Below are 22,315 nucleotides of genomic sequence, written 5' to 3' on the forward strand. Positions count from 1 at the left end.
TGAGCCGGCCCACGCGGAGCGGTGTGAATCGGAATGTGACTATCGAGTGGCGCTGTCACAAAGAGCTGCGTTGGCGCTCTGTCAGCAGGCCGTGTCGGTCAGTGTCCGTTGTGGACGGTGTCTTCGCCGGGGGCGGATGTGGCGGCTCCGGGGCGGGTGTATAGTCGTAGACGCAACGCGGGGTGGAGCAGTTCGGTAGCTCGCTGGGCTCATAACCCAGAGGTCGCAGGTTCAAATCCTGTCCCCGCTACCAAGCGAAAAGACCCGGCCGGTAACGGCCGGGTCTTTTTTCGTGCGGGTGGCTTACCGCGGGTTGGGCCGGATGGCGCATTCGAATGACCATTGTGGACGGAGCGGCAGGCCACTGTGGACAGAACGGTCGAAAAGTGGGACGGTGGTGGGGTGTCTGAACTGAATGCGACAGCAGCAGCATTGCTTGGTCTGCTCCAGGACGGCCCGGCGACCGGCGGTCAGTTGGTCGCGAGCGCCGAGGAACGTTTCGGTGCCTTCTTCAGCGTCACCCGCAGCCAGGTCTACCGCGAGCTTCCCGCTCTGGCCAAGGAAGGGCTCGTGCGCCTCGGCAAGCAGGGGCCGCGCTCCAGCCAGCAGTACGCGATCACCGCGGCGGGCAAGAAGGCCTTCAAAGCGTGGCTCGGCTCGGACGCCGGACCCGACCACCTCCGCAGCCCCCTCATCCTCCGGCTCGTGCACGCGGGCTCGCTGACGGCGAAGCAGCGTTCTTCGCTGATCGAGTCGGCCCGCGCCGCCTACGGCCAGGAACTGGACGAGGCCAAGGCCGCGGTCAAGGCAGCGGACGACCCGTACGTCAAGGCGGTCGCCGAATTCGGCCAGGCTCACGCCCGCGCGGCGCTGAAGCTGGTCGACGCGATCCCGCAGGGCTGACCGGCGGCGAACGCGAACGGCCGGTTCGCCGTAACCGGTCGCGACCCTTGCCGTAGCCTTGAGGGTTGTGAGTGCTGAGTTCGAAAGTGACCTGAAGGATCTCGCCGGCAAGCTGACGCAGGTCGAGACCGTCATGGACCTCGACGCCCTGCGCGCCCAGGTGGCGGACCTGGAGAAGCAGGCGTCCCAGCCCAACCTCTGGGACGATCCGGAGGCGGCCCAGCAGGTCACGAGCCAGCTCTCCCACAGGCAGAGTGAGCTCCGCCGGGTCACGGAGCTCCGGCAGCGCCTCGACGACCTCGGCGTGCTCTATGAGCTCGCCGAGGCCGAGGGCGATGCCGGCAGCCGTGCCGAAGCCGAGAACGAGTTCACCCAGCTGTCGAAGGACATCGACGCCCTCGAAGTGCGCACGCTGCTGTCCGGCGAGTACGACGACCGCAACGCGGTGGTCACCATCCGCTCCGAGGCGGGCGGGGTCGACGCGGCCGACTGGGCCGAGATGCTCATGCGCATGTATCTCCGCTGGGCCGAGCGACACGGCTACCCGACGGACGTCTACGACATCTCCTACGCAGAAGAGGCCGGGATCAAGTCTGCCACCTTCAAGGTGAGCGCCCCGTACGTCTACGGCACGCTTTCCGTCGAACAAGGCACCCACCGGCTCGTCCGGATTTCGCCATTCGACAACCAGAGCCGCCGCCAGACCTCCTTCGCGCACGTCGAAGTTCTTCCGGAAGTGGAAGAAGTCGACCACGTCGATATCCCCGAAAAGGACATTCGCGTGGACGTGTACCGCTCGTCCGGCCCAGGTGGACAGAGCGTCAACACCACCGACTCCGCGGTGCGCATCACCCACCTGCCTTCCGGCATCGTCGTTTCCTGCCAGAACGAGAAGTCGCAGCTGCAGAACAAGGCCGCCGCGATGAAGGTGCTGCAGGCGAAACTGTTGCAGCGGAAGAAGGAAGAGGAGCGGGCCGAGCTCGACGCGCTGAAGGACGGTGGCTCCAGCTGGGGCAACCAGATGCGCTCGTACGTGCTGCACCCGTACCAGATGGTCAAGGACCTGCGGACCGAGCACGAAGTGGGCAACCCCACTGCTGTGCTCGACGGCGACATCGACGGCTTCCTCGAAGCCGGGATCCGGTGGCGCAAACAAGCCGTCGCGTAACCCCCGGTGATGAAGCAAGGAATGTTTGCTACTGCGTGGGCCTCGGAGCCGTAGCAAACGCACCTTGCTTCCCCGGAACCCGGCGATGCCAACCCTGGCTTAACGGTTGCCATGAGTAGGATGGCCCACCGTGATCCGGCTCGACAATGTCTCAAAGGTCTACAAGACGTCGACGCGCCCTGCGCTTGAGGGCGTGTCCGTTGAGGTGGACAAGGGCGAGTTCGTCTTCCTCATCGGTCCCTCGGGATCGGGGAAGTCGACGTTCCTCCGGCTACTGCTGAGGGAGGAGACGCCCACCAAGGGCCGGGTGCTCGTGTCCAATTTCGACGTCGCCAAGATGGCCCGTCGCAGGATCCCCCGACTGCGGCAGACCATCGGGTGCGTCTTCCAGGACTTCCGGCTGCTCAACAACAAGACGGTCTCCGAGAACGTCGCCTTCGCGCTCGAGGTCATCGGCAAGCCGAAGCACATCATCAAAAAGGTGGTGCCCGAGGTGCTGGAGCTGGTGGGCTTGGAGGGCAAGGCGGACCGTATGCCCAACGAGCTCTCCGGTGGTGAACAGCAGCGTGTGGCCATCGCCCGCGCGTTCGTCAACCGGCCGCTCGTGCTGCTCGCCGACGAGCCGACCGGGAACCTGGACCCGGACACCAGCCAGGACATCATGCTGCTGCTGGAGCGGATCAACCGCACCGGCACCACGGTGCTGATGGCGACCCACGACCACTCCATCGTGGACTCCATGCGGCGCCGGGTCGTCGAGCTGCAGTTCGGCAAGGTGATCCGAGACGACGCCCGGGGCGTTTACGGCGTGGGCCGGTAGTTTCCCGGCTCCGGTTCCCCGCCCGCCCCGCTCCGCCCCCGACCCAAGGACCCTTCCCCGATGCGCGCAAGTTTCGTCTTCAGCGAGGTCTTCACCGGCTTACGCCGGAACGTCACGATGACCATCGCCATGATCATCACCACCGCGGTGTCCCTCGGCATGCTCGGCGGTGGCCTGCTGATCGTGCGGACGATCGACAAGATGCAGGTCGACTACATGGCCGACGTCGAGGTCTCGATCTACATGACCCAGGACGTCAGCGCCAACGACAAGGACTGCTCGCAGGACCCGTGCCGCAGCCTGCGCCAGGACATCCAGAACAACCCGGCCGTCGAGTCGGTGGTGTTCGAGAACCGCGACCAGGCGTACGCCCGGTTCAAGAAGATCTTCCAGGACAACCCGATCCTGGTGCAGTCCGCGCGCCCCGAGGCGCTGCCGGCGTCCCTGCAGATCAAGCTGCACGACCCGAGCCGCAGCGAGATCATCCAGCAGCAGTACGGCACCCACCCCGGGGTGGACCGCGTCGAGGACCAGCAGCAGTTCCTCAACCGCTTCTTCAGCCTGCTCGGTGCGGTCCGGGACGGCACCTTCGTCATCGCGCTCGTGCAGGCCCTGGCCGCCCTGCTGCTGATCTCCAACACGGTGCAGATCTCGGCGTTCACCCGGCGGACGGAGGTGGGCATCATGCGACTCGTGGGCGCCACGCGCTGGTATACCCAGCTGCCGTTCCTGCTGGAGGCGGTGATGACCGGCGTCGTCGGCTCGATACTGGCGATACTCGGACTCATCGCGCTCAAGTTCACGTTCCTGGACAAGATCCTCGGCGTCGCCTCCGGGGTGATCCCGAAACTGGAAGTGCTCGACATCATCGTGGTCTCACCGTGGCTGCTGCTCGCGTCGATCGTCATTTCCGCGACGACCGGCTACGTGACATTGCGCTTGTATGTCCGGCATTGACCCGTACTAACCTGGAACTATGCCCAAGGAACGTGGCCACAAGGTGATCGTGTCGAACCGCCGCGCGCGGCACGACTACTCGATCATGGACACCTACGAGGCCGGTATCGCGCTGATGGGCACCGAGGTGAAGAGCCTGCGCGCCGGGCGTGCCTCGCTGGCGGACGCGTTCGCCACCGTGGACGACGGCGAGGTCTGGCTGCGGAACCTGCACATCCCGGAGTACGAGCACGGCACGTGGACCAATCACGAGGCGCGGCGGCACCGGAAGCTGCTGCTGCACCGCGGTGAGATCGAGAAGCTGATCGGGAAGACGAAGGAGAGCGGGCTTTCCCTGGTGCCGCTGTCCATGTATTTCAAGGACGGCAAGGTCAAGGTCGAACTCGCGCTGGCCAAGGGGAAGAAGGCCTACGACAAGCGGCAGGACCTGGCGAAACGGGACGCCCAGCGGGAGATGACCCGGGCGATGGGCCGCGCTCTGAAGGGCCGCTAGTGGCGGGGCCGGAGGGCGACGAGGACATCGCGTCGTGGGTGCGTGGGCTGGGCCTCGACGGCCTGGTCGACCTGCACCTGCACTTCCTGCCGGACCGGATGATGACCAAGGTCTGGGCCTATTTCGACGCGGTCGAGGAGCGGCTGGGCGCTGCCTGGCCGGTCTGGTACCGCACGTCCGAGGCTGAGCGGCTCGCGACGCTGGGGTCGTTCGGGGTGCTCCGGTTCGCGCCGCTGGCGTACCCGCACAAGCCGGGGATGGCGGAATGGCTCAACGGGTGGCTGGCGGACTTCGCGGAGCGGGTGCCGGCGGCGGTGCGGACGGCGACGTTCTTCCCGGAACCGTCCGCCGGGTCCTATGTGGAGTCCGCGTTGCGGGCCGGCGCCCGTTGTTTCAAGGCGCATGTGCAGGTCGGCGCTTACGACCCGCGCGATGAGCTGCTGACCCCGGCGTGGGGTGCGATCGCGGAGGCCGGGGTGCCGGTCGTCGTGCACGCGGGACACGGGCCGGAGCGGGGGCCGTACACCGGGCTCGACGTTTTCGGTGAGGTGCTCAAGCGGCATCCGCGCCTGACTGCGGTGCTCGCGCACGCGGGGATGCCGGACTACGAGGACGCGCTCGAACTCGTGCACCGATACCCGAGGGTGTATCTCGACACGACGATGGTCGGCGTGCCGTTCACCGAGAAGCTGATGCCTTCGCCGCCGGACTGGGTGAGCCGGATCGCCGATATCGCCGACCGGATCGCGCTCGGCACCGATTTTCCGAACATCCCGTACCCCTACTCCGCGCAGCTGCGAGCGATCGCCGGCTGGGCGGCCGACGATCGACTCGATGAAGCTTTCCTACGGCTTGTCCTGCACGACACCCCGGCGAAGCTGCTCAACCTCTGAGGGCTGAACCCGTTTCGTGGCAAGGAGAACGCTGGCCAGCACGAGGGTGGCCCAGGGGGCGGGCCCGTCGAGCAGTGTGCCGTCCGGCGGAGTGGTGAAACCGCGGGCGGCCAGACCGAGCAGTCCCGTGGAACCCACCAGCGCGGCGGTGACGAGGCGCGTGGTGGATGCGGAGCTGCTCGAGGTGCCGTGCGTTTCGAACCGGTCGAAGACCCGTAGCAGACCGAAGAGGACGAGACCCGTCGCGGCGAGCCGCAGCGGCGCGACGGCCAGCCAGCGCAGCGTGCCCGGTTCCGGTGTGGCGTAACGGAATCCGATCACGCAGATGCCGCTGACGACGACCAGCGCGGGCATGTGCCACAGGTACACGCTCATGAACCGGGCCCCGACCCAGCGTAACGCGGTGCCGGCCGCCGGCCGGTCTGCAAGCGCAGTCAATTGGGGGCGCAGGGCGAGCACGAGACCGATCTGTCCGGCGGCGAGCGAAAGCAGGACGGCGGTCGGCGGGCTCATGTTCGACACTGCGGCGCCCGGCATACCGATCATGCTCGTCGGGTAAGGACCGAACGCGACCATCAACGCAGTCACCGCGAACCCACCGAAGCAAAGCTTCATTGCTGCCGCGCGGCCGAACCCGGCGAGTTTGCCTTCGATGTAGTGGAAACCGAGCTGGTGCACGGCCAGCCAGACGAAGATCGCGTTGGCGTAACCGATCAGGGGAACACCGTCGAAGCGCGCGACGTCGACCGGCACCGCGAGCCCCGCGAGCGTCAGGGGCACTACCAGCCCGAATCGCCGATGCGCGGCGACCATGAGCGGCGTGGCGAGGACCGCTAGCAAATACACCCCGAGGAACCACAGCAGCTGTCCGGCGATCGCCCCCGCCACGTGTAGCGGTTGCTCCGGGACGCCGAAGTCGAGCAACAGAACGGGAACGCCCAGCCAGACAGCGGCGAGTGGAAGGACCGGGAGCATCAGCCTGCCGATCCGTGCGGCCAGCCATGCGCGGGGTGACGGAGCCCGGCGCAACGAGATCAGGTTGGCCGCACCGCCGGCGAAGAAGACGAGCGGCATCACGTTGGACAACCAAGTGAAGATCGCCCAGCCGGGGGTGGCGAGCGCGTTCCCGGTGGTGAGAAAACCGTTGTCGTAGTTGAGGACCGGCATCAGCCAGTGCTGGCCGATGACCGCGAGGATGGCCCCGGCGCGGACGACGTCGAGGAATCGGTCTCGGGGCGGCCGCTCGGCCAGGCTTGTTGGCATGGCTCCAAGCCTGGCCGGGCACGGGCTTCCGGACAGCCCTGCCAGCCGCCGCACCGGCCTTCGGGTTCAGGGGAGCGGGTTGGTGGGGCGTGCCCTACTCAGACCTCGTCGACCTCGGGGGTCGCCAGCCCACAAAGGCGGTATTCCCAGCCGTTTTCAGAGGTGTAGCCGAGCCGGTAGCGGGTCTCGATCTTGGGGCCGTCGTGCAGGTGGACGTGCCGCATGACGCTGCCGCTGACCGGTTCTGCGTCGCCGAGAGCCTGTACTCGTCCGTCCAGGGGGCCGCCGAAGAAGCGGACGCTTACCTCGGTCATATGTCCCTCCGGGAAAAGCTCGCGGTACCGACGTCCGCCCATGGTAGGTGAGCTTTCGGCCGTTTGCCGCCCTCAGATCGGGTGAGAGTTCACCACACGGGACGAAGTGTCACAGGCCTGCGGGTGGCCGCGTCCCGGACGACCGCGAGCAGTCCGTTGTGGAGGTGTTCCAGCTGGTCGGAGCCGATCAGTTTTGCCAAATGGTTCTCGATTTCCTGTGACCGGAACTCCATGCGCCCGATGCACTGCCAACCGCGCTGGGTGAGCGTGATCAGGCGGCTGCGGCGGTCGGTCGGATGCGGTCGTCGCTCTACGTAGCCGCGGTTCGTGAGCTCGTCGACGAGCTGGACCCCGGCCTGCTTGGTGACGCCGAGGTGTTCGGCCAGCTCAACGGCTGTCACGCCGTTCGGCCGGTGCGACAGGTACTGGAAAGCAAAGCCGTGTGCAGGACGTATGTCGGCGAAGCCGTCTTCCGCGAGGCGCTCGTGAAGCTGGTCGATGACGGCGCGGAACGTCAGCGCGAGCAGTCCCGGTAGTTCGCTCATCGACGACTCCTCTTTTGGTCAAGCTACTTGACTACTTGGTCAACCGTCTTTACCGTATTACTCGTCAAGCTGATTGACTACTTTGGAGGTTGTCATGACACTCGTTTCGCTCGCCGATGCGCCGAAATTCGAGAACTCCGGCCTCGTCTTCCGGCCCCTAGCGGTGCCCAGTCGCGGCTCGACGCAACTGGCCGTGTGGACGCTCGAAGTCCCTTCAGGCGCGGCAACTGAGAGACATACCGTGAGCCACGAAGAGCTCTTCGTGCTCCAGGCCGGCGAAGCCCGCTTCGAGGTCGGAGACGCCGTACACAATCTCAAAGCGGGAGACGCCGTGATCGTCCAGCCCGACACGCCGCTACGCCTGACCAACCCGGGCAACGCGCCCGCACGGCTCACCGTCTGCACCTCGAAAGGCGTTCTCGGGACGCTCAACGGGAAAACCATCGTCCCGCCCTGGGCCCGGTGAGGTGGGTGAGCAAGGGATGTTTGCTACTGCTCTGCGGGTGGGGCTAGCAAACATCCCTTGCTCCCGGGCGTGGGAAGGACGTAGCAAACGTCCCTTGCTCACTCGCCGAGCCAAGGCGTAGTAAACGCACCTTGCTTCCGGCCCCTGCGAGCCGGCGCGGTCAGGCGCGGCCTAGGTAGGTGAGGACGGCGCGGACCCGGCGGTGCTCCTCGGAACTGGCCTCGAGGCCGAGTTTCGCGAAGATGTTGCCGATGTGTTTTTCGACAGCGCCCTGTGAAACCACCAGCGAGTTGCCGATCGCCGTGTTGGACAAGCCCTGCGCCATCAGGCCCAACACCTCGGACTCCCGCGCGGTCAGCGAGTCGAGCGGATTCTTGCGCCCCCGTGCCATCAACTGCCCGATCACCTCCGGGTCGATCGCGGTGCCGCCACGAGCGACCCGCCGCACCGCGTCGAGGAAGTCGGCGACATCGGCGACCCGTTCCTTGAGCAGGTAACCGACCCCGCCTGCCCCACCGGAAAGCAGTTCGACCGCATAGCTTTCCTCGACATACTGCGAAAGAACCAGCACCGGCAGGCCGGGCACCGCCTCGCGTGCCCCTAGCGCCGCGCGGAGCCCTTCGTCGGTGAACGTGGGCGGCATCCGCACATCCACGATCGCCAGATCCGGCCGATGCGTGATCGCGGCTTGCACCAGATCGTCACCGTTGTCCACGGCCGCAACGGTTTCGATGCCTTCGTCGGCCAGCAGCCGCTGCATCCCCGCGCGCAGCAGCACGGCATCTTCCGCGATCACCACGCGCATGTCCGCTCCCCAGGTCGTGAGTTCGTCGAGCGCTATTCACTCACGACCGGGTCACCACTTGCACGGGAGGTCGGCCCTGATGACCGTCGGGCCGCCGGCCGGGCTGACCACGGTGATCACGCCGTCGATCGTCGCGGCGCGGTCCGCGAGCCCGGCGAGGCCACCGCCGGGCCGCAGTTCCGCCCCGCCGTGCCCGTTGTCGGTGATCTCGACGACCACCTTTTCCTCGGTGCGCCACACTTTCACGCCGGCCTCGGTGGCGCCGGAATGCTTGGCGACGTTCGTCAGCGTCTCCCCGACGATGAAGTACGCGGTGGTCTCGACCGCGGCGGGCGGGCGCGGTTCGACGTCCACCCGCACCTCGATCGGGATCGGCGATTTTGCCGCCTGCGCGGACAAAGCGGCGTCCAGGCCGCGATCGCCGAGCACCGCGGGGTAGATCCCGCGGGCCAGATCCCGAAGCTCCGACACAGCGAGTTTCGCGTCCGAGTGGGCTTCGTCGATCAGCGCGCGAACGCCGTCCGGGTCGCCGGTTCCCATTTTGTTCTTCGCGCGGCCGAGACTCATCGCGACAGCGACCAAGCGCTGCTGTGCGCCGTCGTGCAGATCCCGTTCGATGCGGCGACGTTCCGCCTCCGCGGCATCCACGCCGCGGGCACGCGAAGCCTGCAGGTGCTGTGCCTTCACCGCGAGCCGTTCGGCCTTGTTTGGTCCCAGCAAAGCGATCGCGAGCGAACCGTGCATCCATCCGATCCACGGTGCCACCCAGATCGCCATCGGCAACAGGATGATCGACGCGATCCCGATCGCGCCCTCGGCGACCGCGAGCGGGAACGACAGCATCAGGAAGCCGAGGTCCCGCCACGTCGTGGGATCGACCAGCCGATACCGCCAACGCCGTAGTAAAGGTCCCTCGCTCGCCAGCCGGTCGGCGTCGGGGAGGGGGGTGTCCAGCAGCCGCCTGGCGAAGCGGCGTTCCAGGTCGCCGAACCCGCGCACCATGCTGGTGGTGAACATCAGCAACGGGATACCGACCCAGATCACGACGGTGCCGATGCCGACCAGCAGGAAGGTCACGGTCAGCACGAACTCGACCAGCCGCAGCGCGAGCCCGGCGATCAGATAGACGATGGTGCGCACGGCCCGCGGTCGCGGTTGTACGAGTGGCGCCCGCTCCTCGGCCATGTCCGTCATCATGCCACCGAGTGAACCGAAGCCGGCTGCGAACAGTCGGCCTCCGCCAGCCGCTTCGCGCGCGGGCCGGGCCCCAGGATGAACCTGGCGAACCTGGCGTGGGCAACGCCGAGAGCGCGGGTCAGCACGACCGACAGGGCGAGCACGAGCAACCCCAGCGCTGCCCACGGTAACGCCTTGAGTGTCGAATCGACCACGATCCAGCGGATGTCGTCGCCAGGGAAGAAGTACGCGCCGTCGGGCAGGAAGCGGAAGTAGATGGGCAGCGCGGTCAGGCTCAAACCCGCTGACCACATGGTCACCATGATCGAGAACTCCGCGATGCCCAGCGGGAACAGCAGGACCAGGTAAGCGAGATCCCGCCACGTCGCGGGATCCAGCAGTCGCGCCCGCCACCGCCTGCGTTGTCCCCTCGCGGGCAGCGGGCGGTACGGCGACGCCACATAGGTGGCGAGCAGCCGGTGCACCCTGACCCGCTCGGCACGCGCGGCCGCCTTGCTGCCCAGGAAGAGCAAGGCCAGCACCGGCAACCCGGCCCAGATGATCACTGTGCTCAGGCCGGTCGACGCCAGTGTGACGACGAACACGAACGCCGCGATCCCGAGCGGCAGATTCAGCAACAGGTACAGCAGGGAACCCCCGACCGGTGGCCGGGGCCGGGTGTTGTCTCGTTCGAGCACCGCCGACGTCATGATCAGGTCCTTCCTCGGTTGACCTGACCAGCATCACGCCCCGGCACCCGCGCCGACCAGGGGGAACGCGGGCGTTTACGGGGTAGGGACAGCCCTACCGCCGGTGGGAATGAACTCGGTTGCCGCACACGTTATCCTTGGTGGAACCACCAACAAGGGGGTGAACGGTTTCGACTTTGGACGTTGAGTCAAGGGAAGCGTGCCGGTGCAGGCGAGAGACCACCGTAAGCGTCATCGCACTAAAATAAGCGCCAAGACGAATAGTCGCGCTGACTACGCCCTCGCCGCCTGAGCGAGCGCGTGTCTGTCGGCCCGGGGGCGCCTCCGCCCCGGTAGCCGGCATCAGCTAGGAGGCTCACCTACCGGACCCGGCCGCGGGGTCCGGATGGGAAAACCACAGCGGCTGGGCCCGTCACATCGGCTTGTTCGCGTGACCGATGGGGCCGAGTAGAGGCATAGCGAACTGCGCACGGAGAAGTCTTGATGAGGCGCCAGAGGACCCGGGTTCAATTCCCGGCACCTCCACTCGAATGGCCGGCGAGTGCTCGCGGAGAGCGCTCGCCGGTTTCGTGTGTCGAGTGTTTCAGCGGGGGCGGGCCCCCGGCACCCGAATGGTCGGCGAGTGCTCGCCGGTTTCGTGTGTCGGGTTTCCTTTCGGGGTCGGACCCCCAAACCCCCGCCAGGGGGCTCCCCCCCCTGGACCCCCATCACCGTGGATGCGTTGGGTGGCAACAGCGGCGGTTGCGTGGGGTGTGCATTGTGGACGGTTGTGGGTGGGGGGTGGATTGGACCAGTTGTGTGGCTGGGGGGATACGGGCTGGTTGCGGGCTCGTGACGGAGCGGAGTAAGGGTAGACTGGTCGTTGCTGGGCTGCGATGCTGATCTGGCGCGCGGCGGAAAACCGTCGTGCAGCGAAGCCGGAAGAAGGTGCCAGATGGCCCGGGTAAGCCGTGCAAGTAGCTCCGACGAAGCCCTCGAACGAGGTTGGCTAGCCGGAGTGCGCGCGGAGGAAAAGGTCCTCCGGGACGTCCAGGAGGGCAAGGCGGTCATCACCGTCGCGGGGCATTCGAGCAATGCGATCGAATGCGCCGAACTCCTCGAAATGCTCGGTCTGCACGCCGAGCAGGGCAAACAGGCCCAAATCTAACGCGACCGGCCCCCGATTCGCGCCGTCAGCTCACCCGCCGCCTGCCGAACCAGTTCGGCCAGTTCCGGCCAATCCCGCGCACACCCTGCCGTCCCCGGGCAGTGATGGCGCATCGTCACGCTGATGGCGGCCATCGGGCGCGCCCCGTGATCGAAAACCGGATAAGCCACCGACGCGAACCCCTCCGTCACGAAGCCGTCCTCCACGGCCCACCCGCGTCGCCGCTCGGCTGCGAGCACTCGCCGCAGCTCGGCCAACGACCGTGGACCTCGGCTCGTGCGGCGGACGAATGCGGCCGCGTTCGGGAACAACGCGCGCACGTGCGCGGCCGGCAGGTACGCCAGCATCGCCCGCCCCGACGCGGGCAGATGCGCCGGTAAGCGCACGCCCACATCCGTCACCAGGGTCTCGGGCCGTAGTGAACGTTCCTTGATGAGGTAGAGCAACTCGTTGCCATGCAGCACGCCGAGCTGAGCGGTGTGCCCGGCGCGCGCCACCAGTTCACGCAGCACCGGGCCGGCCAGCCGTTCGAGCGGATCGTGGCGCAGATAGGCCGAGCCCAGCTCGAACGCGGCGATCCCGAGACCGTAGCGGCGCTCGTCGGCCAGGTGCACCACGAAACCGGTCGCGGTCAACTCCGCCAGCAGGTGATAGGTCGTCGAGCGTGGCAGACCGAGTTCCCGCGCGATCGTGGCGGCCGAAGTCGGCCCCGCGCGCCGGGAAAGCGCCTGCAGCACCGCCAGGCCACGACGGAGCGCCGGCACGTCACTGCTGTCACCCATATGTCTGGAATACCAGACACAACCGGCCGAACGCCTCCTGCGGCCGGACGTTCGGCGGAGTGCAATGAGCCAATGGTGCGGAGTGTGCGGCTGGACGCGGGGCCGGTGAGCAGGGACCAAGTGGTGGCGGTCGCCCGCGCGGGCGCCGAAGTGGAGCTCGGTGAAGCTGTCCTGAAAAACCTCGCTGCCACGCGACAGCACGTCGATGCGCTTGCCGGTGCGAGCGATCCGACGTACGGGGTGTCCACGGGTTTCGGGGCGTTGGCGGTGCGGCACATTCCGCCCGACCGCCGGATCGCGTTGCAGCGCTCGCTGATCCGGTCCCACGCGGCCGGCGCGGGTTCGGCGGTCGAGCCGGAAGTTGTTCGTGCGCTGATGTTTCTGCGGTTGCGCACGTTGGCCGGCGGCTACACCGGTGTCCGGCCGGAGACAGCGATGGCGCTCGCCGCGTTGCTCAACGCGGGGATCGTGCCCGTCGTGCACGAGTACGGATCGCTGGGCTGCTCCGGTGATCTCGCCCCGCTGGCCGCGGTCGCGCTTGCGTTGATGGGCGAGGGCGAAGTGCTCGACGTTGACGGCCGCAGGCCCGCGTCCGAAGCGTTGCGCGCGGCCGGCCTGAAACCCGTGACGCTGGCCGAAAAGGAAGGTCTCGCGCTCACCAACGGCACCGACGGGATGCTCGGCATGCTCGTGCTGGCGCTCGCCGACCTGCGCCGGCTGCTGGACACGGCGGACCTCACCGGCGCGATGAGCGTTGAAGCTTTACTAGCGACCGACCGGGCATTCGCCGCTGACCTGCAGGGATTGCGGCCGCATCCGGGTCAGGCGGCGTCGGCGCGCCGGATGCTGGCCGCGCTGCGGGGTTCGGAGATCGTCGCCAGTCATCGCGGGCCCGACTGCACTCGTGTGCAGGATGCGTATTCACTACGGTGCGCGCCGCAGGTGCACGGCGCCGCGCGCGACACCGTCAGCCACGGGGAACTCGTCGCAGATCGGGAACTGGCTTCGTCGATCGACAATCCCGTGGTGCTCCCGGATGGTCGTGTCGAATCCAACGGGAACTTCCACGGCGCGCCGATCGCCTATGTGCTGGACTTCCTCGCCATTCCCGCCGCCGACGTCGCGAGCATCGCCGAGCGCAGGACCGATCGGATGCTCGACATCACGCGCTCGCACGGGTTGCCGGCGTTCCTCGCCGACGATCCCGGCGTCGATTCGGGGTACATGATCGCGCAGTACACGCAGGCCGCGGTGGTCAGCGAACTGAAACGGCTGGCCGTGCCGTCGTCGGTCGATTCGATCCCGAGCAGCGCGATGCAGGAGGACCACGTCTCGATGGGCTGGTCGGCCGCACGGAAACTGCGTAAAGCGGTCGACGGACTGACCACAGTGCTCTCGATCGAACTGCTGGCGGCGGCACGGGCACTGGATTTCCGTGCCCCGCTGAAGCCGGCTCCCGTCACCGCCGCGGTACGGGATCTCGTGCGCGAGCGGGTCGGCGGACCTGGCCCCGACCGGCATCTCGCGCCGGAAATCGCCGCGGTGGAAGAACTTGTGCGGTCCGGACGAATTCTCAACGCCCTGGAGGAAGCATGAGCCGAACCGTTCGCGCCGCTCGCGGAGCCACGCTGACCGCGAAAAACTGGCAGACCGAAGCCGCGCTGCGGATGTTGCACAACAACCTCGATCCCGAGGTGGCCGAGCGGCCCGAAGACCTGGTCGTCTATGGCGGCACCGGTAAAGCGGCACGTGACTGGGCCAGTTTCGACGCGATCACCCGGTGTCTCACCGAACTCGAAGGAGACGAGACGCTGCTCGTGCAGTCGGGCAAGCCGGTCGGGGTTTTCCGCACTCACGAGTGGGCGCCGCGGGTGCTGCTCGCCAACTCGAACCTCGTCGGTGACTGGGCGAACTGGCCCGAGTTCCGGAGGCTGGAGCGGCTCGGGTTGACCATGTACGGCCAGATGACGGCGGGGTCGTGGATTTACATTGGCACGCAAGGGATCCTGCAGGGAACCTATGAAACCTTCGCCGCCGTCGCGGCCAAACGGTTCGGTGGGTCGCTCAGGGGCACGTTGACCGTGACGGCCGGGCTCGGCGGGATGGGCGGGGCGCAGCCGCTCGCGGTCACCATGAACGGGGGGACGGCGCTCGTCGTCGAATGCGATCCAGCGCGGGTGCGGCGACGGCTGGAAACCGGGTATCTCGACGAGCTGGCGTCCGATGTGGACGATGCCGTGCGCCGGGTGACGATGGCGAAGAAGGAAGGGCGCGCGGTTTCGGTCGCGGTGCTCGGCAACGCGGCGGATGTGCTGCCCGAGCTGCTGCGGCGCGGGGTGGAGGCCGATGTCGTGACCGACCAGACCTCCGCGCACGATCCGTTGGCGTACTTGCCGATCGGGGTCGAGGTGGCGGACTGGCGTGACTTCGCCGCGGCGAAGCCGGAGGAGTTCACCGAGCGGGCGCGAGAGTCGATGGCACGGCATGTCGACGCGATGCTCGGGTTTCACGACGGCGGCGCGGAAGTGTTCGACTACGGCAACTCCCTGCGTGGCGAAGCGAAACTCGGCGGCTGCGAGCGGGCGTTCGACTATCCCGGGTTCGTGCCCGCCTACATCCGGCCGCTGTTCTGCGAGGGCAAGGGGCCGTTCCGGTGGGTCGCGCTGTCCGGGGATCCGGGGGATATCGCGGCGACCGACCGGGCGATGCTGGAGTTGTTCGGGGACAACGAATCACTCGGCCGGTGGATCAGGCTCGCCGGGGAGCGGGTGGCCTACCAGGGGTTGCCGTCGAGGATCTGCTGGCTGGGTTATGGGGAGCGGCAGCTGGCGGGGTTGCGGTTCAACGAGATGGTCGCGCAGGGTGAGCTGCGGGCGCCGGTGGTGATCGGGCGGGATCACCTCGACGCGGGGAGCGTGGCGTCGCCGTATCGCGAGACCGAGGCGATGGCCGATGGCTCGGACGCGATCGCCGACTGGCCGTTGTTGAACGCGCTGCTGAACACGGCTTCGGGGGCGAGCTGGGTGTCCATCCACCACGGGGGCGGGGTCGGCATCGGGCGGTCCATCCACGCCGGGCAGGTGTGCGTGGCGGATGGGACGCCGCTCGCCGCGCAGAAGATCGAGCGGGTGCTGACCAACGATCCGGGGACGGGCGTGATCCGGCACGTGGACGCCGGCTACGAGCGGGCGGCCGAGGTCGCGGACCAGCGCGGCGTTCGGATCCCGATGCGGGAGCCCGCCGGTGAGCAATGAATGTTTGCTTCGCTCCGGCCGTAGTAAAGCCACCTTGCTCATTGAGAGGGCGGGGCGATGAGTGCGGTGTCGCTGCTCGGGGAGATCACGGAGGTTGGGCGTGACGGCCGGCGGGGTGGGTACTCGCGGCACGTGTTCGATCGGGCCGAGGGGGAGTTGCGGACGTGGTTCGCCGAGCAGGCGCGGCGCCGCGGGCTGGATGTGGAGACCGATCGCAACGGCAACATGTGGGCCTGGTGGGGGACGCCTGATGCGGGGGCGGTGGTCACCGGGAGCCACCTCGACTCCGTGCCGGGCGGTGGCGCCTTCGACGGTCCACTCGGTGTAGTGAGTGCGCTTGACGCGGTGGATTCGTTGCGTACACAGGGCTTTCAGCCACGACGGCCGATCGCGGTGGTGGTGTTCGCGGAGGAGGAAGGTGGTCGCTTCGGCGTTCCCTGCCTTGGTTCGCGGCTGCTCACCGGGCAGTTGGACGCGGACAAGGCGAGGGCGCTGCGTGATCCGGACGGGGTCACGTTCGCCGAGGCGGCGGCTCGCGCGGGCATCGACCACGAGCGCTTCGGGCGCGACGATGAATCGCTCTCGCGAATCGGCACCTTCGTCGAGCTGCACGTGGAACAGGGGCAAGGGATGTTTGCTCTCGATGCCCCGGTCGCGGTCGGCAGTACGGTGCTCGCGCATGGGAGATGGCGATTCACGTTCACCGGCCAGGGCAATCACGCCGGCACCACGCTGATGGCCGATCGGCGTGACCCGATGCTGCCTGCGGCGTCGCTGGTCACGGCGGCCCGCCGGATCGGCTCGAAAATCGAGGGCGCCCGGGCGACGGTCGGGCGGCTGGTCCCGCGCCCGGGCGGCACGAACGTCATTCCCACTGCGGTCGACGTGTGGCTCGATGCTCGGGTGGGGAGCAATGAATGTTTGCTACCGATGGTGGGGGAGATTGCGGGGATTGCGGAGGCTGCGGCAGCTCGGGAGGGGTGCGCCGTACGGATTGCGAAGGAGTCGTACGGCGGCGAAGTCTCCTTCGACGGGAGCCTGCGCGAAGAGCTTGTGTCGCTGTTGGGCGGTGTACCGGTGCTACCGACCGGAGCGGGCCACGACGCTGCAATCCTCTCCACCCACGTGCCCGCCGCGATGCTGTACGTACGCAACCCAACGGGCGTCAGTCACTCCCCGGAGGAGTTCGCCGAGGACGACGACGTCCTGCGAGGCGCGGAAGCTCTCGCCCGGGTACTGGAGCACTTGTCGACATGACGACCTACTGGTGTGAATACGCCTGGCTGCCGGACGGAGTCGCGAGCGGCGTCCGGCTGGACGTCGAGCAAGGGATGTTTGCTTCGGTTCGGGTGGGGGCGGAGCGGGTGGGGGAGGTGTTGAGCGGGTTGGCCTTTCCGGGGTTCGCCAACGGGCATTCGCACGTGTTCCACCGGGCGCTGCGCGGCCGCACCCAGCATGAGCGCGGCACGTTCTGGACCTGGCGCGAGCGGATGTACGAGCTGGCGGAGCGCCTCGACCCGGACTCCTATTACCGGTTGGCACGCGGTGTCTTCGCCGAAATGGTCTTGTCGGGCTGCACCAGCGTCGGCGAATTCCATTATCTGCACCACGGCGCGCGCGGGCGCCCGTACGCGGACCCCAACGCGATGGGGCACGCCCTCGCCGAAGCCGCCGCGGAAGCGGGGATCCGCCTGACGCTTCTCGACACCTGCTACCTCGCGGGCGGCTTCGAGCAACCCCTCGGACCGACGCAGCTTCGCTTCGGCGACCGCGACGCGCACGCCTGGGCGGAACGGGTGAATGCGTTCGCGCCCAAGGAAGCGCGCGTCGGTGCCGCGGTGCATTCGGTGCGCGCGGTGCCGGCCGCGCAGTTGCCGGTCGTCGCCGAATGGCCCGGGCCGCTTCATGTGCATCTGTCCGAACAGCGTGCGGAGAACACCGAATGTTTGGTGCAACACGGCCGCACCCCCACTGCGGTACTCGCCGACGCAGGAATTCTCACCGACCACACCGTCGCTGTGCACGCCACGCATCTCACCCGCAGCGACATCGGAGTTCTCGCCGCGACCGGGACCCGGGTCTGCTTTTGCCCGACCACGGAACGGGATCTCGGCGACGGGATCGGCCCGGCGCGCGCCCTGGCCGACGCGGGGGTCGGACTTGCGCTCGGAAGTGACAGTCACGCCGTGATCGACCCGTTGGAAGAGGCGCGGGCGCTCGAGCTCGACGACCGCCTGGCCGCCGAATCCCGGGGCCGGTTCCCGGTGGCACAGCTGATCCAGGCCGCGACCGAGCACGACGCGATCGGCTGGGGGGACTCCGGGCGGCTTGCGGCGGGAGCGGCCGCGGATCTCGTCGTGGTCGACCTTCGCTCGACGCGAACGGCCGGGATCGAGCCCGGTGGAGCGGTGTTCGCGGCGTCCGCAGGCGACGTGACAGACGTGCTGATCGGCGGACGACGAATAGTGCGGGACCGCTCGCATCAGCTGATCGAGCGGCCGGAATCGTTGCTGGCAAAGGAGATCGAGGTACTGTGGCGATCCTGATCGACGGTATCGGCGAGCTGACCACGAACGATCCCGAACTCGGCAGGATCGCCGATGCCGCGGTCGTCCTCGACGACGAGCACATCGCGTGGGTCGGTCCTTCGGCTGCGGCGCCTGCCGCCGATGAACGGGTGGACGTCGAGGGTAGGGCGGCGCTACCCGGTTGGGTGGACAGTCATACACATCTGGTGTTCGCCGGTGACCGGACCGCGGAATTCGAGGCCCGGATGGCTGGAAAACCTTACACGGCAGGGGGAATCGCGGTCACGGCCGCAGCTACTCAGAACGCCACGGATGCGGAGCTGACGGCGAACCTGCGAAGGCATCTCGCCGAAGCCGTCCGGCAAGGTACAACCTGTGTCGAGACGAAAACGGGGTACGGGCTGACTGTCGCCGACGAGGAGCGGTGCGCGCGAATCGCCGCCGGGCAGGTCGACGACGTGACCTTCCTCGGTGCGCACATCAAACCAGACGAGTCCTATGTGGACATGGTATGCGGTGAGATGCTGGACGCGGTCGTACCTCACGTGCAGTGGATCGACGTCTTCTGTGAGCACGGTGCTTTCGACGCCGACGAATCCGCACGGGTGCTGCGCGCCGGATTCGAACGTGGCCTCGGCTTGCGGGTGCACGGGAATCAGCTCGGACTGGGGCCGGGCGTGCAGATCGCGGTGCGGCACAACGCGGCGAGCGTGGACCACTGCACGCACCTGTCGGAGTCCGATGTGGACGCTCTCGCCGATTCCAACACGGTCGCGACGCTGCTGCCCGCTTGCGACCTTTCCACGCGGCAGCCGCTCGCGCCTGCACGACGCCTGCTCGATGCGCGGGCGGTGGTCGCGTTGGCCACCAATGCGAATCCCGGGAGTTCGTACACAACCTCGATGGCCTTCTGTGTCGCTATCGCCGTGCTGCAAATGGGATTGTCGGTCGAAGAAGCGGTTTGGGCGGCGACGGCCGGTGGTGCACGGGCATTACGGCGCGACGATGTCGGAATTGTCCGAGTCGGCGCGCGTGCCGATTTGCAGGTGCTCGACGCGCCGTCCGTGACGCATCTCGCTTATCGGCCCGGCGTGCCGCTGACCTGGGCAGTATGGCGATGCGGCCGACAACGTGAATTCGCTTGAGCAATCGCGAAAAGGTGGAAACCCTGAATTCACTGGAAATTCAACCGGCGCCCTTCACTCGATCGGTAGCGTGGAATTCGACTCGCGAATTCCTTTGAGAAGGGCTGCACGTGGACCCCTCACTGATCGTCGTCGTGGTGATTATCGCCGCGCTGGCCTTCGATTTCACCAACGGATTCCACGACACCGCCAACGCGATGGCCACCTCCATCGCCACGGGCGCGCTCCGGCCCAAGGTGGCGGTGGCGATCTCGGCAGTGCTCAACCTGGTCGGCGCTTTCCTCTCGATCGAGGTCGCCAAGACGATCTCGGGCGGAATCGTCGACGACGCCAAGGTGACCCCGGTCGTGGTGTTCGCCGGACTGATCGGAGCCATCGTCTGGAATCTGCTGACGTGGCTGCTCGGCCTGCCGTCGAGCTCCTCGCACGCGCTGTTCGGTGGGTTGATCGGCGCCACCTGGATCGCGTCCGGGGCGGACGCGGTGCATTTCTCGGCGGTCGTGGGAAAGATCCTGATCCCGGCGGTCGCGTCGCCGCTGGTCGCCGGGGCCGTCGCGATCGCCGGCACTTTCCTGGTCTACAAGATCACCGCATCCGCGCGCCAAGACGTGGTGTCGAGGTCGTTCAAGACCGCGCAGGCGCTGTCGGCCTCTCTGGTTTCGCTCGCACACGGCACAAATGACGCGCAGAAGACGATGGGCGTGATCACGCTGACGCTGATCTCGTCCGGCTCGCTCGCGGCGGGTTCGTCGCCGCCGGTCTGGGTGATCCTGACCGCGGGCGCGGCCATCGCGGCCGGCACGTACTTCGGCGGCTGGCGGATCATCCAGACGATGGGCAAAAAGATCACCGAAATCCAGACGCCGCAAGGGTTTGCGGCGGAAACTTCGGCGGCGGTGACCATTCTCGCGTCCTCGCATCTCGGGTTCGCGCTCTCGACCACGCATGTGTGCTCGGGCGGGATCATCGGCTCCGGGGTCGGGCGGAAACTCGCCGAGGTGCGCTGGGGCGTCGCCGGGCGGATGGCGCTCGCGTGGCTGGTGACCCTGCCCGCGGCGGCGATCGTCGGCGCGATCGCGTCGGAGGTATCGAGCCAGGGCAGCATCGGCACGATCCTGGTCGGGGCCGCCGGTGTGGTGATCGGCCTGGTGATCTACCTGTGGTCGCGGCGGCACCCGGTGACGTCGGCGAACGTGAACGAGACCGAGCAGCAGCAGCCGGTTCCGGCGACGGTCTGAGGAGGACTGGGTGAACATCGACTGGGCTGCCCTCGGCAGCGTCTTCCTGATCGCGCTTGTCGCGGTGGCCGCGCTGACCAGCCTGTTCGCCGTCGGCGTACGCGGCCTGGCCGCGCGCACGACCGCTCGGGAGGGCGGGGGCAGCGGCGGCGCGGCGCTCAGCGGCGCCGTCGTGTGCTTCGCGGTGTGCGTCGCCGTCGTCGGCTATGGGATCTACCTGATCGTCGCCGGCTGAAGCCGTAGCAAACGCACCTTGCTCCCCCGAGGAGCAAGGTGCGTTTACTACGGCTTGGTCCGCGGTGACAAAGCCGCAGCAAACATCCCTTGCTTCTTTCCGCAGGTCAGAGGGTCAGCCGGCTAGGTCGTCGCGGAGGGCGGTGAGCCGGTGCGGGGGCAACAGCTTCGCCATTTCGTCGATGCGCGCCGGGTCGTCGAGCATCGCGGCGACCTGTGGCAGCGCGTGGTCCGGCACGACGTCGATGCTGGCCTTGATGGTTCGGGCCGGCAGGTGGTCGACGAACCGCGCGATGGTGATCCAGTCCTCCCGGCGCGACAGTTCCCGCGCGACCGCGGCCACGACCGGGCCGGGGATCCCGGCGATGATCCCCGACGCGCGACGCGGATCGAGCTCCGCCGCGACGTCGGCGAGGAAAGCGGGCGACAGACGCTTCGCGATGTCGACCCCGCGGGAGACGTCCACCAGGCCGGCGATGCGAGCCGACAACAACGGCCCGAAAACCCGTTCGGCGATTTTCGCCAGCAGCGGGCTCGGCAGCAGTTTGCTCGCCCCCGCCATCCGTTCCAGCACCCCGAGATGTGCGTCGAACAGCGCGCTCGTCACCTGTTCCCGGAACCGCCGCAGATCGTCCGGCGGCACGTCCCGCAGATAGCCGAATCGTTCGGGCTGTACCCCGAGCACCTTGGCGAGTTTCCGGATTTCCGCATCCTGCGTCATCTACAGCCCCACGGCCTTACGAACCGCGGGCCGGAGCAGCGCCGGCACATACCGCAGGGCGTCGTTGCCCGCCTTCGCCAGCGCTGACGCCTGCCGTCGCCGCGCGTCGTGGAGTGCGTCCGCCAGATCCTGCCACTGCTGCTCCGGCAGTGTCGCGATTCCCTCGGGCAGATTCCCGAGCTGCCCGGCCAAAGTGCGGTCGCTCATCCGCCGATCATCTCATCTCACTACGGTTTTCCGTATGGCTGCGCAGATCGAGACGGCGAAGATCACCCTCTGACTCGACGCCCGCCTCGCCCGGTCCGCAGGCTGTTCCGCTCAGGGCAGGTTGCTGCTGCCCATGATCACCGGCATCGGTGCCCAGGTACGGGAGTCGCCGAGGACATCGCGAAAACCGGCGTCACTCGACGAGGAGACCCGTCTGAGTGAGCAGACTCACTTGCCGGACCATCTTTTCGGTGCCCTCGGCTGCACCGGCCGGCGTGATCGGCTCCGCCGGTTTGCACTGATCCTCGGCGGACGCGACCACCGGCTGGCCAACGTCGTCGCCTACCACCCGACCGTGCCCGCCACCCCGGCCGCGAATCACACCGTCGACGCTGTCGAACACACCGCGCACTTCGCGGCCCCGGTCATGATGCTGTACCCGGGGCAGGACAGCACCGTGCCGCGGGAAAGCTTCGAGCGCTTGCGAAGCCGAGCACGGTTTCAGCGGCCGCACGCGACACGGCAACCCGGTCAACGCCGAGGCCT

General features: G+C 67.7%; 24 protein-coding genes, 1 tRNA gene, 1 other RNA gene and 1 pseudogene. 18 read left to right on the forward strand and 9 right to left on the reverse strand.

What is annotated here, in order from left to right; translation table 11 throughout:
• The first annotated feature begins 176 nt into the window (after window positions 1-176).
• The 7 genes from VHD82_RS34875 to VHD82_RS34905 all read left to right on the forward strand — a co-directional run bounded on the left by VHD82_RS34875 (window position 177) and on the right by VHD82_RS34905 (window position 5,234).
• Window positions 177-253: transfer RNA gene (locus tag VHD82_RS34875), tRNA-Met, on the forward strand.
• A 149-nt stretch (window positions 254-402) separates the two neighbouring features.
• Window positions 403-903, forward strand: a complete 501-nt coding sequence (locus tag VHD82_RS34880) for a PadR family transcriptional regulator (protein ID WP_325713531.1) — start codon at window positions 403-405, stop codon at window positions 901-903.
• A 67-nt stretch (window positions 904-970) separates the two neighbouring features.
• Window positions 971-2,071, forward strand: coding sequence for a peptide chain release factor 2 (gene prfB, locus VHD82_RS34885; protein ID WP_325713533.1), 1,101 nt, complete (start codon window positions 971-973; stop codon window positions 2,069-2,071).
• Between the two features lie 130 nt (window positions 2,072-2,201).
• On the forward strand, window positions 2,202-2,891 hold the full coding sequence (gene ftsE / locus VHD82_RS34890) for a cell division ATP-binding protein FtsE (RefSeq protein WP_325713535.1): 690 nt from the start codon (window positions 2,202-2,204) through the stop codon (window positions 2,889-2,891).
• 60 nt (window positions 2,892-2,951) lie between these two features.
• Window positions 2,952-3,848 carry a permease-like cell division protein FtsX gene (ftsX, locus tag VHD82_RS34895; RefSeq protein ID WP_325713537.1) on the forward strand — a complete coding sequence of 299 codons (897 nt, stop codon included), beginning with the start codon at window positions 2,952-2,954 and terminating at the stop codon, window positions 3,846-3,848.
• 19 nt (window positions 3,849-3,867) lie between these two features.
• On the forward strand, window positions 3,868-4,341 hold the full coding sequence (gene smpB / locus VHD82_RS34900; protein ID WP_325713539.1) for an SsrA-binding protein SmpB: 474 nt from the start codon (window positions 3,868-3,870) through the stop codon (window positions 4,339-4,341).
• Window positions 4,341-5,234: an amidohydrolase family protein gene (locus VHD82_RS34905; RefSeq protein WP_325713541.1), complete on the forward strand. Its 894-nt coding sequence runs from the start codon at window positions 4,341-4,343 to the stop codon at window positions 5,232-5,234. The genes smpB and VHD82_RS34905 overlap by 1 nt, the downstream gene beginning before the upstream one ends.
• On the opposite strand, the gene VHD82_RS34910 is transcribed toward VHD82_RS34905, so the two are convergent.
• From VHD82_RS34910 to VHD82_RS34920, 3 genes are all read right to left on the reverse strand, one after another.
• Window positions 5,187-6,497 (reverse strand): acyltransferase, encoded by a 1,311-nt coding sequence (locus VHD82_RS34910; protein ID WP_325713543.1) that lies wholly within the window; start codon window positions 6,495-6,497, stop codon window positions 5,187-5,189. The two genes, VHD82_RS34905 and VHD82_RS34910, sit on opposite strands and share 48 nt — an antisense overlap.
• A gap of 98 nt (window positions 6,498-6,595) precedes the next feature.
• Window positions 6,596-6,811, reverse strand: coding sequence for a hypothetical protein (locus VHD82_RS34915; RefSeq protein WP_325713545.1), 216 nt, complete (start codon window positions 6,809-6,811; stop codon window positions 6,596-6,598).
• Between the two features lie 89 nt (window positions 6,812-6,900).
• Window positions 6,901-7,356 carry a MarR family winged helix-turn-helix transcriptional regulator gene (locus VHD82_RS34920; protein ID WP_325713547.1) on the reverse strand — a complete coding sequence of 152 codons (456 nt, stop codon included), beginning with the start codon at window positions 7,354-7,356 and terminating at the stop codon, window positions 6,901-6,903.
• Between the two features lie 94 nt (window positions 7,357-7,450).
• Here VHD82_RS34920 and VHD82_RS34925 point away from each other — a divergent pair, with 94 nt between their 5' ends.
• Window positions 7,451-7,822 (forward strand): cupin domain-containing protein, encoded by a 372-nt coding sequence (locus VHD82_RS34925; protein ID WP_325713549.1) that lies wholly within the window; start codon window positions 7,451-7,453, stop codon window positions 7,820-7,822.
• Between the two features lie 160 nt (window positions 7,823-7,982).
• On the opposite strand, the gene VHD82_RS34930 is transcribed toward VHD82_RS34925, so the two are convergent.
• Genes VHD82_RS34930 through VHD82_RS34940 form a run of 3 tightly spaced genes read right to left on the reverse strand, consistent with a single transcriptional unit; the run spans window position 7,983 to window position 10,513 of the window.
• The gene (locus VHD82_RS34930) at window positions 7,983-8,627 is read right to left on the reverse strand and encodes a response regulator transcription factor (protein ID WP_325713551.1); all 645 of its coding nucleotides are present in this window, start codon (window positions 8,625-8,627) and stop codon (window positions 7,983-7,985) included.
• 51 nt (window positions 8,628-8,678) lie between these two features.
• A complete protein-coding gene (locus VHD82_RS34935; protein ID WP_325713578.1) occupies window positions 8,679-9,821 on the reverse strand; it encodes a sensor histidine kinase in 1,143 nt (380 codons plus the stop codon).
• Window positions 9,821-10,513 carry a sensor domain-containing protein gene (locus VHD82_RS34940; protein WP_325713553.1) on the reverse strand — a complete coding sequence of 231 codons (693 nt, stop codon included), beginning with the start codon at window positions 10,511-10,513 and terminating at the stop codon, window positions 9,821-9,823. The genes VHD82_RS34935 and VHD82_RS34940 overlap by 1 nt, the downstream gene beginning before the upstream one ends.
• 156 nt (window positions 10,514-10,669) lie before the next feature.
• On the opposite strand from VHD82_RS34940, the gene ssrA reads away from it, so the two are divergent.
• Window positions 10,670-11,041, forward strand: a transfer-messenger RNA (tmRNA) gene (ssrA, locus tag VHD82_RS34945).
• Window positions 11,042-11,510: 469 nt separating this feature from the next.
• Window positions 11,511-11,660, forward strand: coding sequence for a hypothetical protein (locus VHD82_RS34950; protein WP_325713555.1), 150 nt, complete (start codon window positions 11,511-11,513; stop codon window positions 11,658-11,660).
• Here the strand turns inward: VHD82_RS34950 and VHD82_RS34955 are convergent.
• Window positions 11,657-12,442, reverse strand: a complete 786-nt coding sequence (locus tag VHD82_RS34955) for an IclR family transcriptional regulator (protein WP_325713557.1) — start codon at window positions 12,440-12,442, stop codon at window positions 11,657-11,659. The genes VHD82_RS34950 and VHD82_RS34955 overlap by 4 nt on opposite strands.
• A gap of 72 nt (window positions 12,443-12,514) precedes the next feature.
• On the opposite strand from VHD82_RS34955, the gene hutH reads away from it, so the two are divergent.
• From hutH to VHD82_RS34990, 7 genes are all read left to right on the forward strand, one after another.
• Window positions 12,515-14,038, forward strand: a complete 1,524-nt coding sequence (gene hutH, locus VHD82_RS34960; protein WP_325713559.1) for a histidine ammonia-lyase — start codon at window positions 12,515-12,517, stop codon at window positions 14,036-14,038.
• The gene (hutU, locus tag VHD82_RS34965; RefSeq protein WP_325713561.1) at window positions 14,035-15,696 is read left to right on the forward strand and encodes a urocanate hydratase; all 1,662 of its coding nucleotides are present in this window, start codon (window positions 14,035-14,037) and stop codon (window positions 15,694-15,696) included. The genes hutH and hutU overlap by 4 nt, the downstream gene beginning before the upstream one ends.
• Window positions 15,697-15,753: 57 nt before the next feature.
• A complete protein-coding gene (locus VHD82_RS34970; RefSeq protein WP_325713563.1) occupies window positions 15,754-16,953 on the forward strand; it encodes an allantoate amidohydrolase in 1,200 nt (399 codons plus the stop codon).
• On the forward strand, window positions 16,950-18,242 hold the full coding sequence (locus VHD82_RS34975) for a formimidoylglutamate deiminase (RefSeq protein WP_325713565.1): 1,293 nt from the start codon (window positions 16,950-16,952) through the stop codon (window positions 18,240-18,242). The genes VHD82_RS34970 and VHD82_RS34975 overlap by 4 nt, the downstream gene beginning before the upstream one ends.
• Window positions 18,230-19,369 carry an imidazolonepropionase gene (hutI, locus tag VHD82_RS34980; RefSeq protein WP_325713567.1) on the forward strand — a complete coding sequence of 380 codons (1,140 nt, stop codon included), beginning with the start codon at window positions 18,230-18,232 and terminating at the stop codon, window positions 19,367-19,369. The genes VHD82_RS34975 and hutI overlap by 13 nt, the downstream gene beginning before the upstream one ends.
• 110 nt (window positions 19,370-19,479) lie before the next feature.
• Window positions 19,480-20,607 (forward strand): inorganic phosphate transporter, encoded by a 1,128-nt coding sequence (locus tag VHD82_RS34985; protein WP_325713569.1) that lies wholly within the window; start codon window positions 19,480-19,482, stop codon window positions 20,605-20,607.
• Window positions 20,608-20,617: 10 nt separating this feature from the next.
• Window positions 20,618-20,842, forward strand: a complete 225-nt coding sequence (locus VHD82_RS34990) for a hypothetical protein (RefSeq protein ID WP_325713571.1) — start codon at window positions 20,618-20,620, stop codon at window positions 20,840-20,842.
• A 114-nt stretch (window positions 20,843-20,956) separates the two neighbouring features.
• On the opposite strand, the gene VHD82_RS34995 is transcribed toward VHD82_RS34990, so the two are convergent.
• A complete protein-coding gene (locus VHD82_RS34995) occupies window positions 20,957-21,562 on the reverse strand; it encodes a hypothetical protein (protein WP_414637623.1) in 606 nt (201 codons plus the stop codon).
• Window positions 21,563-21,769: a hypothetical protein gene (locus VHD82_RS35000; protein WP_325713573.1), complete on the reverse strand. Its 207-nt coding sequence runs from the start codon at window positions 21,767-21,769 to the stop codon at window positions 21,563-21,565.
• A gap of 133 nt (window positions 21,770-21,902) precedes the next feature.
• Here VHD82_RS35000 and VHD82_RS35005 point away from each other — a divergent pair.
• Window positions 21,903-22,315, forward strand: a pseudogene (locus VHD82_RS35005) (hypothetical protein); the annotation flags it as partial.

This window comes from Amycolatopsis sp. (genome assembly GCF_035546795.1).
In the GTDB taxonomy this organism is placed as follows: domain Bacteria; phylum Actinomycetota; class Actinomycetes; order Mycobacteriales; family Pseudonocardiaceae; genus Amycolatopsis_E.

Excerpts from the sequence above, each read along its gene's own strand:
- VHD82_RS34975 (WP_325713565.1), top strand. The coding sequence starts at position 16,950 with ATGACGACCTACTGGTGTGAATACGCCTGGCTGCCGGACGGAGTCGCG.
- VHD82_RS34940 (WP_325713553.1), bottom strand. The coding sequence starts at position 10,513 with ATGACGTCGGCGGTGCTCGAACGAGACAACACCCGGCCCCGGCCACCG.
- ftsX (WP_325713537.1), top strand. The coding sequence starts at position 2,952 with ATGCGCGCAAGTTTCGTCTTCAGCGAGGTCTTCACCGGCTTACGCCGG.
- VHD82_RS34930 (WP_325713551.1), bottom strand. The coding sequence starts at position 8,627 with ATGCGCGTGGTGATCGCGGAAGATGCCGTGCTGCTGCGCGCGGGGATG.
- VHD82_RS34995 (WP_414637623.1), bottom strand. The coding sequence starts at position 21,562 with ATGACGCAGGATGCGGAAATCCGGAAACTCGCCAAGGTGCTCGGGGTA.
- VHD82_RS34955 (WP_325713557.1), bottom strand. The coding sequence starts at position 12,442 with ATGGGTGACAGCAGTGACGTGCCGGCGCTCCGTCGTGGCCTGGCGGTG.
- VHD82_RS34920 (WP_325713547.1), bottom strand. The coding sequence starts at position 7,356 with ATGAGCGAACTACCGGGACTGCTCGCGCTGACGTTCCGCGCCGTCATC.
- VHD82_RS34910 (WP_325713543.1), bottom strand. The coding sequence starts at position 6,497 with ATGCCAACAAGCCTGGCCGAGCGGCCGCCCCGAGACCGATTCCTCGAC.
- VHD82_RS34925 (WP_325713549.1), top strand. The coding sequence starts at position 7,451 with ATGACACTCGTTTCGCTCGCCGATGCGCCGAAATTCGAGAACTCCGGC.
- VHD82_RS34935 (WP_325713578.1), bottom strand. The coding sequence starts at position 9,821 with ATGACGGACATGGCCGAGGAGCGGGCGCCACTCGTACAACCGCGACCG.
- VHD82_RS34970 (WP_325713563.1), top strand. The coding sequence starts at position 15,754 with ATGAGTGCGGTGTCGCTGCTCGGGGAGATCACGGAGGTTGGGCGTGAC.
- VHD82_RS34915 (WP_325713545.1), bottom strand. The coding sequence starts at position 6,811 with ATGACCGAGGTAAGCGTCCGCTTCTTCGGCGGCCCCCTGGACGGACGA.
- hutU (WP_325713561.1), top strand. The coding sequence starts at position 14,035 with ATGAGCCGAACCGTTCGCGCCGCTCGCGGAGCCACGCTGACCGCGAAA.
- smpB (WP_325713539.1), top strand. The coding sequence starts at position 3,868 with ATGCCCAAGGAACGTGGCCACAAGGTGATCGTGTCGAACCGCCGCGCG.
- VHD82_RS35000 (WP_325713573.1), bottom strand. The coding sequence starts at position 21,769 with ATGAGCGACCGCACTTTGGCCGGGCAGCTCGGGAATCTGCCCGAGGGA.
- hutH (WP_325713559.1), top strand. The coding sequence starts at position 12,515 with ATGGTGCGGAGTGTGCGGCTGGACGCGGGGCCGGTGAGCAGGGACCAA.